16 protein-coding genes are annotated in these 12846 nt (G+C 55.4%); 2 read left to right on the top strand and 14 right to left on the bottom strand.

Annotated elements, in window-relative coordinates; translation table 11 throughout:
• Nucleotides 1-115 precede the first annotated feature (115 nt).
• From GO007_RS26235 to GO007_RS26210, 6 genes are read right to left on the bottom strand one after another with little or no spacing between them, the layout of a single operon-like run.
• On the bottom strand, nt 116-691 hold the full coding sequence (locus GO007_RS26235; RefSeq protein ID WP_095105092.1) for a hypothetical protein: 576 nt from the start codon (nt 689-691) through the stop codon (nt 116-118).
• Nucleotides 692-3580: a conjugal transfer mating-pair stabilization protein TraG gene (gene traG, locus GO007_RS26230; RefSeq protein WP_095105090.1), complete on the bottom strand. Its 2889-nt coding sequence runs from the start codon at nt 3578-3580 to the stop codon at nt 692-694.
• Nucleotides 3580-4956: a conjugal transfer pilus assembly protein TraH gene (gene traH, locus GO007_RS26225; protein WP_370525605.1), complete on the bottom strand. Its 1377-nt coding sequence runs from the start codon at nt 4954-4956 to the stop codon at nt 3580-3582. Before traH ends, traG begins: the two co-directional genes overlap by 1 nt.
• The gene (locus GO007_RS26220) at nt 4940-5281 is read right to left on the bottom strand and encodes a hypothetical protein (RefSeq protein ID WP_095105081.1); all 342 of its coding nucleotides are present in this window, start codon (nt 5279-5281) and stop codon (nt 4940-4942) included. The genes traH and GO007_RS26220 overlap by 17 nt, the downstream gene beginning before the upstream one ends.
• A 56-nt stretch (nt 5282-5337) precedes the next feature.
• Nucleotides 5338-5883: a type-F conjugative transfer system pilin assembly thiol-disulfide isomerase TrbB gene (gene trbB / locus GO007_RS26215; protein ID WP_095105075.1), complete on the bottom strand. Its 546-nt coding sequence runs from the start codon at nt 5881-5883 to the stop codon at nt 5338-5340.
• A complete protein-coding gene (locus GO007_RS26210; RefSeq protein WP_095105073.1) occupies nt 5883-6170 on the bottom strand; it encodes a hypothetical protein in 288 nt (95 codons plus the stop codon). Before GO007_RS26210 ends, trbB begins: the two co-directional genes overlap by 1 nt.
• 103 nt (nt 6171-6273) lie before the next feature.
• On the opposite strand from GO007_RS26210, the gene vapB reads away from it, so the two are divergent.
• Nucleotides 6274-6501, top strand: coding sequence for a type II toxin-antitoxin system VapB family antitoxin (vapB, locus tag GO007_RS26205; RefSeq protein WP_095105071.1), 228 nt, complete (start codon nt 6274-6276; stop codon nt 6499-6501).
• Nucleotides 6501-6899, top strand: coding sequence for a type II toxin-antitoxin system tRNA(fMet)-specific endonuclease VapC (vapC, locus tag GO007_RS26200; protein WP_095105069.1), 399 nt, complete (start codon nt 6501-6503; stop codon nt 6897-6899). Before vapB ends, vapC begins: the two co-directional genes overlap by 1 nt.
• Here vapC and traF read toward each other — a convergent pair whose 3' ends face one another.
• Genes traF through trbI form a run of 8 tightly spaced genes read right to left on the bottom strand, consistent with a single transcriptional unit; the run spans nt 6900 to nt 12844 of the window.
• A complete protein-coding gene (gene traF, locus GO007_RS26195; RefSeq protein ID WP_223261839.1) occupies nt 6900-7715 on the bottom strand; it encodes a type-F conjugative transfer system pilin assembly protein TraF in 816 nt (271 codons plus the stop codon). It abuts the gene before it with no gap.
• Nucleotides 7712-9547: a type-F conjugative transfer system mating-pair stabilization protein TraN gene (gene traN / locus GO007_RS26190; protein WP_095105067.1), complete on the bottom strand. Its 1836-nt coding sequence runs from the start codon at nt 9545-9547 to the stop codon at nt 7712-7714. The genes traF and traN overlap by 4 nt, the downstream gene beginning before the upstream one ends.
• On the bottom strand, nt 9544-10170 hold the full coding sequence (gene trbC / locus GO007_RS26185) for a type-F conjugative transfer system pilin assembly protein TrbC (protein ID WP_095105065.1): 627 nt from the start codon (nt 10168-10170) through the stop codon (nt 9544-9546). Before trbC ends, traN begins: the two co-directional genes overlap by 4 nt.
• A gap of 18 nt (nt 10171-10188) precedes the next feature.
• Nucleotides 10189-11184 carry a conjugal transfer pilus assembly protein TraU gene (gene traU / locus GO007_RS26180; protein WP_095105063.1) on the bottom strand — a complete coding sequence of 332 codons (996 nt, stop codon included), beginning with the start codon at nt 11182-11184 and terminating at the stop codon, nt 10189-10191.
• Nucleotides 11181-11579 (bottom strand): hypothetical protein, encoded by a 399-nt coding sequence (locus GO007_RS26175; protein ID WP_095105061.1) that lies wholly within the window; start codon nt 11577-11579, stop codon nt 11181-11183. The genes traU and GO007_RS26175 overlap by 4 nt, the downstream gene beginning before the upstream one ends.
• Nucleotides 11579-12205 (bottom strand): type-F conjugative transfer system protein TraW, encoded by a 627-nt coding sequence (gene traW, locus GO007_RS26170; RefSeq protein WP_095105059.1) that lies wholly within the window; start codon nt 12203-12205, stop codon nt 11579-11581. The genes GO007_RS26175 and traW overlap by 1 nt, the downstream gene beginning before the upstream one ends.
• The gene (locus GO007_RS26165) at nt 12205-12420 is read right to left on the bottom strand and encodes a TraR/DksA C4-type zinc finger protein (protein ID WP_032713693.1); all 216 of its coding nucleotides are present in this window, start codon (nt 12418-12420) and stop codon (nt 12205-12207) included. Before GO007_RS26165 ends, traW begins: the two co-directional genes overlap by 1 nt.
• The gene (gene trbI / locus GO007_RS26160) at nt 12413-12844 is read right to left on the bottom strand and encodes a type-F conjugative transfer system protein TrbI (RefSeq protein ID WP_370525604.1); all 432 of its coding nucleotides are present in this window, start codon (nt 12842-12844) and stop codon (nt 12413-12415) included. Before trbI ends, GO007_RS26165 begins: the two co-directional genes overlap by 8 nt.
• Nucleotides 12845-12846 lie beyond the last annotated feature (2 nt).

Here is a 12846-nt window from a genome sequence, read left to right as displayed (position 1 = left end):
TCCCCCAAGCAGGGGAACAACTGAGATCTGGAGTTAAATCAATCCGGCGAGGTGAGTCAGAATTTATTTCTGGCTCAACACACCGGAGAACAAACGAAGTGCGTTAGCGCTGTTGCTAACTATTTGGCTTTGATGACTCAATTTCTTCCGAGGATACTACCTGCCGAATTTTGTCAAGTGTAGCCACGACAGCCGGTGTCATATAGCGGCTCATAGACATACTAAAGGTAATACCACCGATCAGCATACAGGCGAACCAAGAGAATCCGTAACCGATGATAAAATCAGAGCGTTCGCTGATTAATACGATAGCAACAACGATATTTATAGCGACAATAACACAGCCATATGCTTTCAACTTTTGCTTGCCAATATTAAGCAACATTGAATTATCCCGCACATCTTTTGGGATGCACATCAGTATGGAGAGGTTACCATATGTCATCATTAGAGCAACAACAGTGAGTATCCCACAAGATAAAATCAACCACATAATTATACCTGGAAGCCATATATCTTTCTTATATACGAATTCGTTGCCAAGAATTGCTATAACATGCATTACGTAGACAATTGTCATAACTTTAATTACAGGGAGAACAATTTCTCCTGAGCTAGGTATGCGGTAATCTTTCTTTAGTGAATCCATTATTTTTTTTGCATCATTTTCAATGTCACTTTTTAACACCATTTACTTCCCCTTAAATTTATTCATAGACTCATCCAACATTTCTTTGGCCTTATTACTGTCGGTTATATCTATAACGGGACGGGCCTCTTGGCGCACATGTTCAGCTTTATTCGCCTCATCAAACCGTCGCCCCTGAACCTGATGTTCCTGCTCCAGATTAGTATACTGTTTGTTCACCTCTGACTGCTGATGATTGACCTTTTCTTGAGCAGAATCAACACTTCGCTGTGCATTCGCTCTCGATTGTGTGACTTCACCAGCCACCTCACCATCGGCTTTCACGCCCTGCCCGGCAGCCGTCTGCGCCATGTGTTGTTGCTGGCCTTCAAAATCACTGTGGCTGACACCCTGTAACCCACCGGCAGCAACCGTATCGCCCATTCCTTCTACAGTTCGTCCTTGATTAGCCCGGAACTGCGCCTCCAGTTGCGGCATCATACGTTCTTCCACAAAACGACCAGCCAGTGCCTCTCGCTCGGCACGCGCTTCCGGGCTGGATACATCCGTCAGCACACGTTCAGCATCCGGATGATTCTGTTTCGCATATTCAACAAACTCCTGAGTGGCATTGCTACGGATAGCCGCACTGTTGTTCTCCACAAAGCTCGCCATCTGCGCATATTCATGGCTGCGATTTTGTGTGTCGCTGTACTGGCTGGCCTGAGTACGCATGTCGCTGAAGGTCGCCGCCATCTGGTTAAGTAACGAACCGGAGGCATTGTCCGTATGGCTGCTGCTATCGGTCGTACGGTGGCTGGCTACCACATCAACGCCATGGCGGATATCTTTCAGATCCTGTGCGCTGAAATCCTTCGTATGGCTGGTCCGGTTGCTCATGTCCGAACTGGTGCCGTGCGAGGAACCATTGTTACCGGTGTAATCCCCTTTAATATGGCCTTCTAACTTACCACTCAGCCCGGTCGTCCATACGACCGCCTTGCCTGCAATAGACCTACTGGTATCAATACCTGCCGTCACGCCTGCACCGACATTAATTGAAGCATTCTGGCTTTGTTCCATTGCCGCTCTGAGTGCATCAGCCTGGCTGACATTATTGTCACGCGCATAACGCGCCACGGCACTCTGTAGTTTACTGATAGCCGCGGCATCATTCGCGCTGATGCTGTTATCAGCACCACGACTGACGGTATCGCTGTTCCCGCGCTGACTGGCCCACTGTGACAGCTGCGAAGTCCCCGTACTGGTCGTGTGCCCCAGCGTTTCATTCAGGCTCTGCAACTGACTTTGTGCCTCACGCTGCTGACGCTGGAATCCACTGACCGCCGAACGGTCCAGCTGAATATCAGTCGGCAGCCGGGAAATCGCCCCGCTGGTATCGTAGACCGATGCACCGCTTTGTGTCCGGGTCGCCGTGGCACCGTTGCCCATCTGAGTCATGGCCATTCCGCTACGGCTGGCGTAGTTGGTGTCCCACTTATTGCCGGCAACGTTGTCGGTCTGCAGATTATTGAAGGCCCAACTGCCGTCACCAGCACGGGAGGATTCAGAAGAGGCCGTGCTGTTCATTGCCGTGCCCAGGTAGTTACCGGCCTGAGACACTGCGCTACCCAGCCCTTTCACGATACCCCAGGCCAGGAACGGAATGGAGAGGGACAGCCAGCCGGCAATCGAACCAATATCCGCATGGGTCTGCTGGATAACCGACAGGTTCGACAGCGAAAAACTCAGCGTTCCGGTCTTGCCGGTAAGATACAAGCTGACCGCATAGTTGAGGATCGCGAACATCGGCCCCCAGGCCTGCAGGTATATCAGGGTAAAAATGTAGCCCTTCAGCACTTCCATAGTCAGGGTATGAATGGAAGCCAGCAGAATAATCACCGGGAACAGGCCAATCACCATCGCCAGCAACACCGTATTGAGCAATGGCAGGTAAGTGGTGGCAATGCTGGTTGACGTGGCCTGGCTCAGACGCATCTTGGTATAGGACGACTGCGAGGCCAGGTTGACCAGACCGGCGGCATCGCCGTTCTGCGCGCTGGTAGAGGCGATGCCCTGCTTCAGGCCATTCATCACCACGGTCTGTCGCATAATCTGGCTGGCACCACTCCCACCGCCGTAGTAATAGCTGTAGCTGTCGCCCAGCAGTGTGCCAAACAGCGCGCTGGCGTTGGGTTTTCCGCCGGTGAGCCGGGAAACATAGTAGTCCCATGTCTTACCACCATTCTGGGTGTCGGTGGTCAGCTGGGGCTGCAGCACGCCAGTTGCCAGCTCCTGACAGGTCCAGAACCCTTCCCGGTTTGCCATGGTGTTACCGTACTGTACCATCACGCCGCGCAGTGGGCTGGGCTTGCTGAATATCAGCGAATACGGGTCTTCGCTGTTCATCAGCTCCTGGAATGAGTATTTGTGGTTCAGCAACATATCCCCTACCACGCAGTTACGCACATAGGCGGTAAACAGCTCTGCCAGGTCACCATTGCGGAAGGCAAAGTCGGTTGCGGTCCCCACCAGGTTTGCGCCGAACAGCATCCCGGTTTTACTGTAAGTGGCGGAATCCGGAGTATGGAATACGGTCTCAAAGCCTTCCGTCAGGGCGGTACCGATACCGGTGATAAACTTCGCCGGTGCAGCCAGTCCCAGCGGTACATTGTCCACCGTATGCACACTGGTTGCGTCGCTGCGGTCAATGATTTGCACCGTTCGCCTGGGTATGATGAGCACGCTGGTGAGAAACATAAAAAAAGCAATAAACTTCAGCACTTCCAGCGGGTCATGGCCGCGGATGTAGGTGGCAAACAGCACCATCACCGACATCAGTGCCGCAATACGAAACATCGAGGCCCATTCGGTGCTCCCCATCAGGACGGCCACGCCGTTAAAGATGGCCGTCAGGAACTCCCCGCCGCTCAGGACATAAACCGTATCCATCACAGGCCCCCTTCACTACCGCCGAAGCGGTAGTTCTGCTGATAGCGGTCCAGCAGCTGGCTGGAAGTCTGCTGGCGCAGATAGCTCATCTGACGATCCATCTCAGCCAGCGCATCGCTTTTCACCTGCACTTCCTGCTGCAGGGCCTCCACCTGACGGCTGGATTCGCTGATGTTGGCCCTCAGCGGTTTCATCACCTCTTCATCATAATTCCGGCTGGCCAGAGAGAGTTTGGCCTGTTCAATCAGCTCTTTCAGGTACTGCAGCATAATATCGTAGGCGATGTAATCCGACAGCGAGGACAACATGTCAACGTTGAGGCTCAGTTGCATCGGGTCCACCAGGTAGCGCAGCACCGGAATGGAGGTACTCTGGACAAACCCTTTTTCCGCCTCTGACAGCGGTTCATCAGTACGTAATTTATCGCGGATACTACCAATCATGTCTCTCACCCGCGATATCAGGGCACGGTTACTGCTGATCGTGACTGAGCCGTTTTTCAGCTCCAGGCAGTCGCCGCTCGAGACACAGCGCTGGATCTCCACATTACCGCCCTTCATCAGGGCTACCAGTAATCCCTGGTGGTTTACCTCCGGTATCAGAGATTTTGCCGCACCATTGCGGTCAAATATCAGCGTCCCGGTCAGGTTCATCACCATTTCTTTCAGTTCCGTGTCCCCGTCAAGCATGGCATTACGCCCCAGCAGTTCCCACATCAGGTTCTTGTTACGCAGCACCCGGTCCTTATCCTTGTCGCCGGCTTTATCGAGCACGCTGTTCATCTCTCCGCCGACCGTACAACCCTGTCGGGAGGCCGCCCAGTCGGCAAAGAGGTTGCTTTCCCCCGCAATGTCCTGACAAACTTTCTGCTGGGAGACCTGGGTCTTCGGCCACAGGCCGCCGATGATGCCCTGTGCCGCCTGGCAACTGGAGATATTCATGCTGTTCATGTCCGCCGCCAGCTTCTGCAGATAGTCTTTGGCATCCTTCAACTCCGGTGCCACGGTTTGTAGTGCAAGGTCGAAAAAGTAGCCCTGGGCGTTAGCCATCAGGTTCTTAATGAACTGCTGCAGCTGGTCGCTATTAATAAACGAGAATGCCCCGAGGTAGGCATCGATACCACCACAGCCGGCATTCAGCGAGGGCGGTGTAAACGACATCACCTGCATCTGTTTGACCGGGCTCCTGAGAAAGAGGTTACCGCCGGTCATATAGCCTGCCGCCTGACCCTGCCAGGCAGCAGCGCCGGTGGCATTACCTTCAAAACCCAGCTTGTTGAAGTAGTTATTAAGATCGCCATTCACATCTGCATACGTGGACGCACAACAGACCAGTGCCAGTACCCCGGTCAGAAACGTTTTACTCATGGGTATCATCCTTACTGCGCATGGCTAAATACAAATCAACGAAATGCGCTTTGATATCACCAACAACATCAAGGAGAAAAGACACACCGGATGCGGCAAGAAAGCCGGCCGCTGCACACCAGAAGCCGACCGGCATGGCATACATGGTCAGATTGAGCGGGGTTTTCATCGCCTGATTTTCCGTGTTCAGCGTCACAAAATCCGCAGTGCCATAACCGAGCGCACTGAACATGGCGTTCCAGTATTTCCATGCGCCCCAGCCAGCAAAGCCACAGGCGATCGCCAGCAGAAAAAAGACAACAGCAAGTTTCATCAGAAAAGATGCCTGTTTCATTGAAGTTCTCCGGAAGTTACAGATAAAAGGGGGTATATGAAGCGGTAAGTGGGACGCTAACGCTGACGGAACATCAGAGCCTGATTTATTCTCTGCAGCAGACTGTTCATATCCATTATCCCCTGCGCCAGTGGCCAGCTCTGCAGGGTATTCACGTTCACCAGCCAGGTCGTGGGCGTCACGCCGTTATTACCGGGGCCAAAGAACTGATCGAGAACGGCACGCGGGGCCGGGATCGCCTGCGGAAAACTCACATCGCCCTTCCCGTCCAGCGTATAGGGGAACACCTTAAAGCCCGTCTGCGTGGACAGCTGGATAAGCTGCGGATCAAACTGCTGACAAAAATGGCAGGAAGACTGCATAAACAACACCAGGCGATAATCGGCAGTATTTATCGAACGACCATCCGGAAGGCGGTATGCCCGCCCTGCAGGCGTGGTGGAAATCTCTGGTACTGACCTTACCTCTGTCCGGGGCTGCGGTTCTCCCTTGCCAGCTTCCAGCGCCTTTAGCTCATCCAGCGTAGAGGCATGCACTATCGACACAACCCCGCTCAGCATCAGTACCAGCCCCAGCGCCACTTTTGGGAGTCGGATTTTCATCACATCCCCCCGGGCTGCCGGATAGCACGCCAGGCATGCCATGACGCCAGCGCCCAGCCTGCCACACCCAGGGCCGCACCACACAGGCTCAACAGCAGTGATACTGCAATACTCACCCATTCCAGGACATCAACCTTGTCCGGTCCCAGACTGAGCGCCCGCGTATCCAGCGCCATACTGGCCAGGAGCCAGAACACCGGCCCGGCAGCCATAAAGGCCATCCCACAGAACATCAGCAGATTCTCCTGCTTCACTTTTTCACTCAATTTCTCACTGTTCTTACTCACTGAACTTACCCTCTGTAGAACAAAATAACGTATATCCCATTGACATATACTCCCGCACAATCATACTGGATATACAAGATGTATATCCCTAAAGGAGGTTCTCATGGAAACCACTGTATTCTTAAGTAACCGCAGTCAGGCTGTCCGCCTGCCGAAAGCAGTTGCACTGCCTGATGATGTGAAACATGTTGAGATTGTGGCTGTTGGCCGGACCCGTATCATTTCACCGGCAGGTGAGTCCTGGGATGCCTGGTTTGATGGCGAGACCGTTACCACAGACTTTATGTCGGCCCGGGAACAGCCCGAAGCACAGATGCGGGAAGACTTCTGATGCTCAAGTACATGCTGGACACCAACATCTGTATCTTCACCATAAAAAATAAACCTGAAGCCGTCAGGCAGAAGTTCAACCTTCACCGGCAGCAGCTTTGCATCAGCACAATAACGTTGATGGAGCTTATTTATGGTGCGGAGAAAAGCAGCGCACCGGAACGCAATCTGGCCGTCGTGGAAGGGTTCGCGGCACGCCTTACTGTACTGGATTACGATATACATGCCGCCACCCATACGGGGCAGATCCGGGCCGAACAGGCAAAAGCGGGCCAGCCCATTGGTCCGTACGATCAGATGATTGCCGGTCATGCCCGCAGCCGGGGGCTCATTATGGTGACCAATAATATGCGGGAGTTCTCCCGCGTTTCCGGCCTTCGGGCAGAAGACTGGGTCTGATCAGTACTGCGCCTTAAAATCGGTCGCCACATCGAGGAAACGCCGGGCCAGGTCGTCCTGTGTCATGAAGCCCCAGGCCAGTGGCTGATACTGCTCACTGCCCGGCTCAACCAGTATCAGCGCCGGAAACTGGCCAACGCCCATTTTCGCCGCCTGCCCGCTGTCCTGTCGGGTCTGCGGCAGCACTTCGCTGCGCGCGCCGTCCATACTGACCGGGATCAGCGACAGTCCGTACTGTTGTGAGAACTGGTTCACCGTGGCCGCCATCTGCATATCCTGCGGATTGTTACCCCGGTAAAACAGGAACAGACCATAGCGCTGCCCCAGGTTATGAATGGCATCATTCTGCAGCTGACGGGCCGCCGTCTGTTGCAGTGTTGCGGTGCCGTTATAGCGGCTGTGCTCCAGGTTGTAATCGAGATCCGGATACAGCAGCAGCGCCTTTTTGGCTGACTGCGTAAACTGCCCGGACAGGTTCATCAGATAAGACTGCATGCGCAGATAGTCCGCCGCTTTCTCCGGGGAGGGAGACAATATGGCGCTGTTGAGCTTTTCTTTTGTCAGCTTCTGCAGAAGTGACATCTGCAGGTTTGGCGGCAGGACGCTGAGCGGTACAGTGTCATCTTCCGGCTCATCCTCCTCTTCTGGCTGAGGTTCGTTGTACCAGTGCCAGCCCACAATGGGCGCATCCACATAGGTCCCGGTGGATGAGAAGGCAGCCGGAGGAAATGCGCTTTGCGAAGGCTCAGTATTGATGGTCGCGGCCTGCGTCCCGGTAACCAGCAACAGGAATACTGTCGGGAGGGTTCGCTTCACTGGCCACCTCCTGCCATCTTCCCGGCGATCTGTTCTTTAACGCGGTCAAGCAGCTCCTGGTCTGCCGGCAGCGTGGTACCGTTCTCCAGGTCATCATAAAAGTCGGCAAAGTTAATGTTTTTGAAATTCAGACGCTGCAGTTCTGCCACCGTCAGTCCACGGCAGTCCGGCGAACTTCCGCTACCAAAGCCGATACCCAGCTGCCCGCGACGCCCCTGATCCTGAATGATTTTCGCGAGCTTACTTTCAAACTGGCAGTAACCCTCCTTCTTCTCTATGCAGACGCCAAGCACCTTATGCGCACAGTACGAGCCGACGTAGATACTCAGCTTGCGCTTTTTGGCCTCCCCCAGCGCCTTCTCTTCGGTGTTACAACTGGCAAGTCCGACATCGTTACCCCAGCCGCTGTCCTTGCAGCAGTTACTGAAACCCGCCATCGCCTTACGACAGCTGTGGCCCTCACCGGTAAAGGCGGAGACGTTGACGCCATTCAGGGCGGCGATATCTTTACCGGCGGCCGCCAGCGCGGCCAGTCCCGAGACGGCAGACTGAAACCCATTTGACTTACCGTCATCCAGCTGGTCGCAACTGCCATCGGTACAGACCAGCTCACCACCGCACAACTGCGCGCTTCCGCTCACTTTTTCCTCGCAGGAAAAGACCACCTGCTCACGCAAACAGGTACCATTCAGGCTGTCGAGGCAGGTCGTGGAGCCAACGGTACAGGCGGGATTCTGCATATAGTCGTTACAGGTACCGTTATCGGCCGACTGAGAGACATACGTGTCGGTATACTGCCAGCAGTCGCTGTGCAGAACATAGTTCTCACCGTTGACGGTAAAAGTACGATCGCCGCCGGGGTCGGTACAGACGCTGTTGATCAGCACCTGGTCGGTCTTATCAAACGGGCAGTTCTCCGACCACACCACGTCCGGAACCCATTTTTTTACAGGAACCGCAACCCTCAGCGTGATGGTAAAACTGTAACGCATGTTGCTGTTCTTCCAGATGGAATCCACCGCAGGTTGATTATTTCGGGTACGAATGGAAAACACCATTCCCGCCCCCTCCGTCAGTTGCGCCCCACTGCTCAGGGCCGGACTGCCGGTATCATCATCCATTGAGATCAACCCGAAAGGGGTGGTCACCCGCATAAACCAGTTCGAATTACTGAACGCCAGGTGCTTATTCCAGGAATACGTGGCTGACGCCGTCACTACCCTCCCGGTCACCGGCGAAGTCCAGGTGCCGGTATATCCGGCATCTGAAGATGCAAAAGTAATCCCCTGAGACTGAATAACCACCTGTTTTATTTCGGTCGAATCTTCTTCGTGACCTCCGCCAGCCGTCGCCGTTCGTGTACAGGCCAGCTGCACAGCTGGCGTGCGTTCACAGGTATAATTTGTGATTTGGGTCTTATCCACATTCACATCCTTGCACTGCGTATCGGTACCGGACATGATGGCCTCAGCCTTATCCTCAATATCCAGCGAACCGCTGATAAAGGGGGCGTCGGTGGAGATGAGATCCTTCGGGCGATTCTTAATGACCTCCATGATGGTCTTACCGGCTTCTCCGTTATGCATCTCACTGTTGCCGGCGTTTTCCAGGTCGGGATTACTGGTGGCGGTGGTCCCGCCGTAATAACCGGATTCATCCGGTTTCGCGGTGTAGCCGGGGATCGTCGTCGCCGGGTCGGTCCCCTTCATCACATTCATCCCCTGATCCTTCACGCTGCCGGCATACTTTGCCGCCTCGTCATACTGCGGGCTTGCCAGTACGGATACTGCTGAGGCCAGCAACAGAACGCCCGGAATCAGCTGCTTTTTCACGATGCTCCCTCCTTCAGCAACTTCTTCGCCGTATCGGCACAGTCCCCTTCGGCTGCAATCCGCTCCAGTGCTTCTTTCAATTTCAGGTTGCCAGTGAGGCGGTCATATCCGGCATCACAGGTCACCACCAGGGCCGGAACCGTGGTGATGCCGTATTTGCTGAACTGCCGGGGATCAATCTGAACCCCACCCTGATTGTTCTCCCGCGCCAGACGAAAGACCGATTCCACGGTTTTGCGGAAGTTGTTATCCACGAGACCATTAATCAACGCCGGAATATGAAAGCGCGTTGCTGCCGGGACCATTTGCTTCAGTCCCTCCTCGGGGATGGAAAATGACAGGAAATACAAGGCATCCGGACGGGCCTCACTGTCCGGTGCGACAGATGACTGCACCCGGCGCTGCATATCACCTATCCACTGCCGGTCAGCCCCGGAGAGTTTGTCCTGCAAAAGTGCGTTGACGTCCGGCATTGTTGCGGCGTTCTGCGGAAGCTGGCGTATCGCCCCACTCTGTTCCCGCAGGGTACGAAAAAGCTGCTGCTCGTCTGTCAGGCCATCGGCCTGTACGCAGGCAGCCGCCAGCAGCGCACCGACCAGCACGGTAAAAATTTTAAGGTTCATCAGATTGTTCCCGGAAAATCAGAGGAAGACGCAGTTACGCTTGCGCCAGATGAGGTAACCAAAGTTCTGTCGACTCGCCGGCGTGGCATGCCCGGCTTCCCACGCCATCACGGTACGGCCAAACGGATGGCAACGTCCCGCATCCGGATACATGTTGACCATCTGATAGCGGTAACGATCTTTCGGCATGATGGGCGACGGGTACTCATAGCACACGGCCGTATCGGCGCCGACACTGTTCAGGATCATCCCCTGGCGGTGCAGCTTGTAGTCCATTCGCTCGGAGAGCAGCACGCTGGCGGCCTGTGGGCTGGCCTGATTGGAAACAAACCCCGTAAACGGATACATACTGCCGTGCGAACCGGCACACCAGAACAGTGGGTTTAAGGGTTTTGAAACGGCGCTGGCCAGCGCATCAGCGGCACAGGCCCCCTGCGCGATGGGATTGGCGAACAGGAATGCTTCAGGTGCCAGCACCGAGGCCAGCGAACTGTCATCCCAGGTCGGGTCCAGTTCGGACAGATAGCCGATATCCATATCCCCACCCTGCAGGCAGCCGAGGTCGGTGATAATATTGAGCCACCAGGTCAGCGGGTATTTGTACCAGTGGACGTGGTAGAAGGCACCGGTATTGACCGCCCCCTGGCGTTTCCCACCTCCGCTGCCAAGCTTGCCTGCGCTGATACTTGTGCCACCAAGATTGACCATGCAGAACGGCGCGCGGGTCACGTCCGTCAGGGCAAACGGCTCCCAGAAGCCAATCGCAAGGCCTATACGCTCAAACACCGGCGGCGGGACCGGGCAGAACTGGACAGGGGAAGATGGGTTCTCCGTATCCGGCAGCGAGCCGGACGACACGGCCGCATTGCCGATGGACATCGGGAACATACATTCCCAGCAGATATCGGTGATCGGGTTGACGAAGCGTCCCTGGCATTCGGGTTCAGAGGCCAGCGTACCGGTACCGATGGTCAGACCGCAGGCCAGTAGTAAAGCAGAAAGTCTGAATGTCATTTGCCGGCCTCCGGGGATTCCGGTTCACTCAGCCAGCGCAGCCGATCGGCATCAGACAGGCGATAGCGGTCAGACACCTGCTTCAGTAACATGCGCATTCGTCCATTCAGGCGCCCAAGAATACGCTCAGCGGTCTCCCGTATTTCACTGTCGGGCAACGCCTTCATCCGGGCCGCAAGCTGCTCCACCTCCATCACATCATACAATACCCCGCCGTAAGGCTCCGTCAGCTCACGGACCAGGGACTCAAACCGCTCAGCAACCGCCAGATAGCGCATCACGATCCCATCAGCATCCGTCTGCAGACGACGGTATTCCCGTCGCTGGAATATCACCACCAACAGCAGCGCGCCGACGGTGAAACACAGCAGGGTAATAACAAGCGGGAACAGCATTACCGGGCCTCCTTTATGGGAACAGAGGTGATCTTCAGGCGCTTACCGTCCTGACTGACCATCGCAGGAATGTAGTGAATACCCAGTTTCTTCGTCAGTACGCCTTGCTGGTCGAAGTAGATACGCTCTGACAGCGCATCTGCTGCCGTTTTGATGTTGCCGTTGACCAGAATGACCTTGTACACAGGCGTGGGCGGGGTTTGCGCCTTCATCCAGGCGACCTGGCGCGCATCATCACTATCGATAAAATAGAGGGTGGTATTCAGCGCCAGCGTATCCAGCGGATTCAGAATATCGCCCTGACGCGCAAAAACCTGGCCCTGCGCATCGGCCAGCGTTTGGCCAACCACAAAGGTCGGGTCATACCAGGACGTATGTGTCTGCGTGTCGGTGACCAGCCCCTCCACCGGTGCCGGGCGTAGCGTATGCGCCACCACCCGTTCCTGGAACTGTTGCTGCAGCTCTGCCAGTTGTCCGTTATCCTGCAACCCCTGCAGGCGATCCTGAATCAGCGCCAGAAAGCTCTGCTCCTGCACCGGCCAGACATCCCCCCAGGCTCCCAGATCTTTAGCCTGCCCGACCAGTGGACAGACCAGGAACAACAAAGTCAGGTATCGTTTATGCATCAGTACCCCACCTTATTTCGGTGCTCCAGTACGCTCTGGCACGGTGTGCAGGTGTCCGCCCAGGGTGCCGCCAGACGACGGGCCTCCGGGATGGTTTCACCGCATGACTGGCAATATTCACTCCCCGCTGCCTGCAACTGATGGCGGATAGCCAGCACCGCCACGGTGTTCGTCAGCTCAACAACGTCCTGAGCCACATCGACTTCGTCACTCATGACTGTCTCCTTCTGCCATCCGGTTCGCCACCTCTGCCTGAACATCTGCAGTGATATCGCGGGCACCGCTCACCACCGCCGGTGCCACCAGGATGATGGCGCCGTGATGGCGTTGCCAGTCGGTCAATGCGGCATTGAGGACGATGTTAAAACGCGCGGTGGTGGCTTTTACCTCCCCGTCGCTGAGATGACGCCCGGCCACCTGAGCCATAAAGTTATTCACCGTACCAGTCATATCGAAGCTCACTGTCTCCGGCCGCTGCCACTGCGCCAGCAACATCGAGATGCCGGCATTCATGACCAGAATAAAGGCGGTGACACAGGCCACCGGTACCAGACAGCGCCGACGACGGCGAGTGAGACGTTGATGGGATGATGCTGAAGCGACGTGATGACGCGTTCCGTCTGTCGGAGTAACGTCCACAG

Origin of the sequence: Klebsiella sp. 10-1 (assembly GCF_009758445.1) — a bacterium.
GTDB lineage: Bacteria > Pseudomonadota > Gammaproteobacteria > Enterobacterales > Enterobacteriaceae > Klebsiella > Klebsiella scottii.
Note: the sequence above shows the minus strand (reverse complement) of the source record. Positions and strands in the feature narration are given on the sequence as shown.

Excerpts from the sequence above, each read along its gene's own strand:
- GO007_RS26235 (WP_095105092.1), bottom strand. The coding sequence starts at position 691 with ATGGTGTTAAAAAGTGACATTGAAAATGATGCAAAAAAAATAATGGAT.
- traG (WP_095105090.1), bottom strand. The coding sequence starts at position 3,580 with ATGGATACGGTTTATGTCCTGAGCGGCGGGGAGTTCCTGACGGCCATC.
- traH (WP_370525605.1), bottom strand. The coding sequence starts at position 4,956 with ATGATACCCATGAGTAAAACGTTTCTGACCGGGGTACTGGCACTGGTC.
- GO007_RS26220 (WP_095105081.1), bottom strand. The coding sequence starts at position 5,281 with ATGAAACAGGCATCTTTTCTGATGAAACTTGCTGTTGTCTTTTTTCTG.
- trbB (WP_095105075.1), bottom strand. The coding sequence starts at position 5,883 with ATGAAAATCCGACTCCCAAAAGTGGCGCTGGGGCTGGTACTGATGCTG.
- vapB (WP_095105071.1), top strand. The coding sequence starts at position 6,274 with ATGGAAACCACTGTATTCTTAAGTAACCGCAGTCAGGCTGTCCGCCTG.
- vapC (WP_095105069.1), top strand. The coding sequence starts at position 6,501 with ATGCTCAAGTACATGCTGGACACCAACATCTGTATCTTCACCATAAAA.
- trbC (WP_095105065.1), bottom strand. The coding sequence starts at position 10,170 with ATGAACCTTAAAATTTTTACCGTGCTGGTCGGTGCGCTGCTGGCGGCT.
- traU (WP_095105063.1), bottom strand. The coding sequence starts at position 11,184 with ATGACATTCAGACTTTCTGCTTTACTACTGGCCTGCGGTCTGACCATC.
- GO007_RS26175 (WP_095105061.1), bottom strand. The coding sequence starts at position 11,579 with ATGCTGTTCCCGCTTGTTATTACCCTGCTGTGTTTCACCGTCGGCGCG.
- traW (WP_095105059.1), bottom strand. The coding sequence starts at position 12,205 with ATGCATAAACGATACCTGACTTTGTTGTTCCTGGTCTGTCCACTGGTC.
- GO007_RS26165 (WP_032713693.1), bottom strand. The coding sequence starts at position 12,420 with ATGAGTGACGAAGTCGATGTGGCTCAGGACGTTGTTGAGCTGACGAAC.